At 70.7% G+C, this 3,334-nt stretch carries 3 protein-coding genes; all 3 read right to left on the bottom strand.

The features are described from left to right. The coding region (locus DD1DGNOD_RS20520) for a CaiB/BaiF CoA transferase family protein (RefSeq protein WP_131770851.1) at positions 1–1,071 on the bottom strand (1,071 nt) is incomplete at its 3' end. A 230-nt stretch (positions 1,072–1,301) separates the two neighbouring features. After that, positions 1,302–2,030: a TetR family transcriptional regulator gene (locus DD1DGNOD_RS20515; protein WP_241251597.1), complete on the bottom strand. Its 729-nt coding sequence runs from the start codon at positions 2,028–2,030 to the stop codon at positions 1,302–1,304. A gap of 215 nt (positions 2,031–2,245) precedes the next feature. Continuing rightward, positions 2,246–3,334 (bottom strand): acyl-CoA dehydrogenase family protein (locus tag DD1DGNOD_RS20510; RefSeq protein WP_206443338.1); only part of this gene is annotated, 1,089 nt, incomplete at its 5' end.

Raw genomic sequence — 3,334 nt, 5'->3', positions numbered from 1 at the left:
GGATGGTGGGGTCCGGCTGAAACGGGGTGCGGGAGCGGGTTGCCGCACCCCGTTCACATCGACGAACGTGCCGCGGGTAGCCAGGTGGGGGTGGTCGGCGGCCTGCGTCAGCCCCAGGACGGGCGCCACACAGGCGTCGGTGCCCTCGAAGACCTTCGCCCATTCGTCGCGGGTGCGCCGGGCGAATGCCGTGGCGATCCGCTCCCGCAGCGCGGGCCAGGCGTCGCGGCTCGCGCGCGCTGCCTCGTCGGGCTCCAGGCCGAGCAGTGTCATGAACTCCGCGTAGAACTTCGGCTCCAGCGGCCCGACGGCGACCCATCCACCGTCGGCGGCCTGGTAGACGTCGTACCAGGGGCGGCCGGTGTCGAGCAGGTTGACGCCCCGCTCGTCGCGCCACAGCCCAGCAGCGATCATGCTGTGCATCATGGCGGTCAGGGAGGCCGCACCGTCGACGATGGCGGCATCGACCACCTGGCCGCGGCCGGACCGGCCGGCCTCGAACAGCGCGGCGAGCACCCCCATGACCAGGTAGAGCGAACCCCCGGCGAAGTCACCGACGAGGTTGAGCGGCACGGCGGGGGCTTCGCCGTGGCGGCCCATCGCGTGCAACGCCCCGGTGATCGCGAGGTAGGAGATGTCGTGCCCGGCGGTCGGCGACAGCGGGCCGTCCTGGCCCCAGCCGGTCATCCGGCCGTAGATCAGGCGGGGATTACGGGCCCAGCATGCCTCCGGGCCGATCCCGAGACGTTCGGTGACCCCTGGCCGGTAGCCCTCGATCAGCACGTCCGCCCGCTCCACCAGGTCCAGCACCGCCCGCAGGCCCTCGGGGGAGCGCAGGTTGATGGCCACTGAGCGGCGGCTGCGGCGCAGCACGTCCAGCTCCGGCGGCACGATGCTGCCCGACTCGTCCGGACGATCCACCCTGAGCACGTCGGCACCCAGGTCGGCGAGCAGCATCGCAGCGAAGGGTCCCGGGCCGATTCCGGCGAGTTCGATGACGCGTAATCCTGCCAGTGGGCCGGTCGTGCCAGTAGGCGTCGCCGTGCCAGTGGGCGTCGCGTTGTCGGTCATCCTGTCTCCGGCCTCGGCTAGGTGGGGAGCCGGTCGCGGCTCGTGAGCCTCAGTCTAACCAGGTGGGGAATATCCATTCATCTGATGACAGATTCCGCCACGGGTGGCGCGGCCCCGGGCATGGCGGCCCAGGTGAAATCGTTGATCAACGCCGTGTGTCCGGAGCTGGCAGGTAGGTGGTGCGGCCGACGCAGGGTCGGTGGCGAGGGCGGGTACCGGACGCCGGACGGTCAGGCGGTGGCCTTCGCCGGAGAGGTCCTGCCCGCCTGGGGCTGGCGGGGGGAGAGCATCCGCGCGGCGGGAACCTCCGGCTCCTGTGATGCCGCCCGTTCGGCGGCCGTCGCCACGACCGTGTCGATGATCTGCCCGCACAGCTTGTCGAAGATCTCGTCGGCGGACAGCGCCCGCCGCTCGAACGCCCGGATCAGGTGTGGCGTCCGCTCGGCGTCGTGATCGGGGTCGATGCCGCCGTCGCCACGTGCCTCGTGCAGCGCGCTGCCGATCGCGGCGAGCTCGAGCGCCTCCAGCATCGGCACGATCGCCCCGACCGGCACCCCCTCCTTGGCCAGCAGCGCGGCGGTGGTCTCCAGCTCCATGGAGCCGATGCTCAGCGGCCGGCGGCGCAGCATCACGGGCACGAGATCCGGGTATTCACGGAATGCCTGGCGCAGCCGGCGGGCGTTGCGCAGGATCCACACCCGCCAGGGCTCGTCGTGGGTCTGCGGGGCGCGGACGCCTTCGAGTGCCAGCTGCGCGGCACCGACGACGATCTCGTCCTTGTTCTGGAAGTGGTGGTACAGGGACGCGCCGTTGACCTTGAGCCGCTCGGCGAGCCGCCGGATGCTCAGTGACTCGATCCCCTCCGCGTTGATGATCTCCAGTGCGACCTCGAGCGCCCGTCGCTTCGAGATCAGTGGAACTTTCGGTCGCGCCATTGCCGTGCCGCCCTCTTTCGACATCGCCGGATCCTTTGACATCGCCGGGGCGTGGGCTCCCGCGCAATGGGCCGTGTCCCTTTGCCCGGTTCACAATATCAATCGGCGATTGTTTCAACGGGCCGTCATGATCCGCGTTATGCGGGAGGGTCTACCGGTCATCGGTGGGACTTGGGCCGTGGGCCTCACACCGACATCCCGCCGTCGACCGGCCGGAGCGTCCGTGCCCGTGTGGGAGGTCACGAGCGTCGTACGTCCTTCCAGGGGATGTCGCGGTCGACCCGGGGTTCCGGGGGCAAACCCAGAACGCGCTCACCGAGGATGGTGCGCAGGATCTCAGAGGTGCCGCCCTCGATCGGGTTGGCCAGCGAGCGCAGGTATGCCTTGCGGACGTCGGCCCCGCCGTGGACCGCGGCGAAGTCGGGCGCTGTCTCGGTGTAACCGTCGATCAGTAGGCCGGCGTCGCCGGAGAGATCGACGCACAGTTCGTAGATCGCTTTGTTCAGTTCGGCCATCTGCAGCTTGGCGATCGATCCTTCCGGACCGGGTTGCCGCCCGGCCTGCGACGCGGCGCGGGCGTTGGTCAGCCGGGCAGCCTCGGCCGCGGTCCACAGCTGCATCAGCCGCTCGGTGACCGCGGCATCAACGCGACCGTCGCTCGCCTCCTGGCGGTACATCTCGACGGCCTGGCCGATGGGACCCTCGCCGCGCCGGGCCGGGCGCCTGCTGAGGAAGACCCGTTCGTTGGCCAGCGTGGTCATCGCGACCCGCCAGCCCTGCCCCACCCCGCCGAGCACGTTCGCCAGCGGAATCCGCACGTCGGTCAGGTAGACCTCGTTGAACTCGGCCTCGCCGGTGAGCTGGCGCAACGGCCGCACCTGAACGCCCGGGGTGTGCATGTCGAGCAGGAAGTAGGTCAGGCCCGCGTGCTTGGGCACGTCGGGGTCGGTGCGTGCGAGCAGGATGCCCAAGTCCGCGACGTGGCCGAGCGACGTCCAGATCTTCTGGCCGTTGACGACGAACTCGTCGCCGTCACGCACGGCTCGGGTGGCGAGCGCGGCGAGGTCCGAACCCGCCCCCGGCTCGGAGAAGAGCTGGCACCAGATTTCCTCCCCGCAAAAGCCCGGCCGCAGGTAGCGGGCCTTCTGCGCGTCAGTGCCGTGGGCGTGGACGGTGGGCAGCGCCATACCGAGGGCGATGATGTTGCGCATGGTGTGGTCGGCGGCGCCCGCCGCGGCGAAGCGTTCCTCCACCGCGGCCTGCAGCGAGGAGTCCAGCCCCCGGCCGCCGAACCCGGCGCCGAAGTTCACCACCGCGAGCCCGGCGTC

This window comes from Candidatus Protofrankia californiensis (assembly GCF_900634765.1).
Lineage (GTDB): Bacteria > Actinomycetota > Actinomycetes > Frankiales > Frankiaceae > Protofrankia > Protofrankia californiensis.
This window is presented reverse-complemented; position numbering and strand designations above follow the sequence as displayed.

Excerpts from the sequence above, each read along its gene's own strand:
- DD1DGNOD_RS20515 (WP_241251597.1), bottom strand. The coding sequence starts at position 2,030 with ATGTCGAAAGAGGGCGGCACGGCAATGGCGCGACCGAAAGTTCCACTG.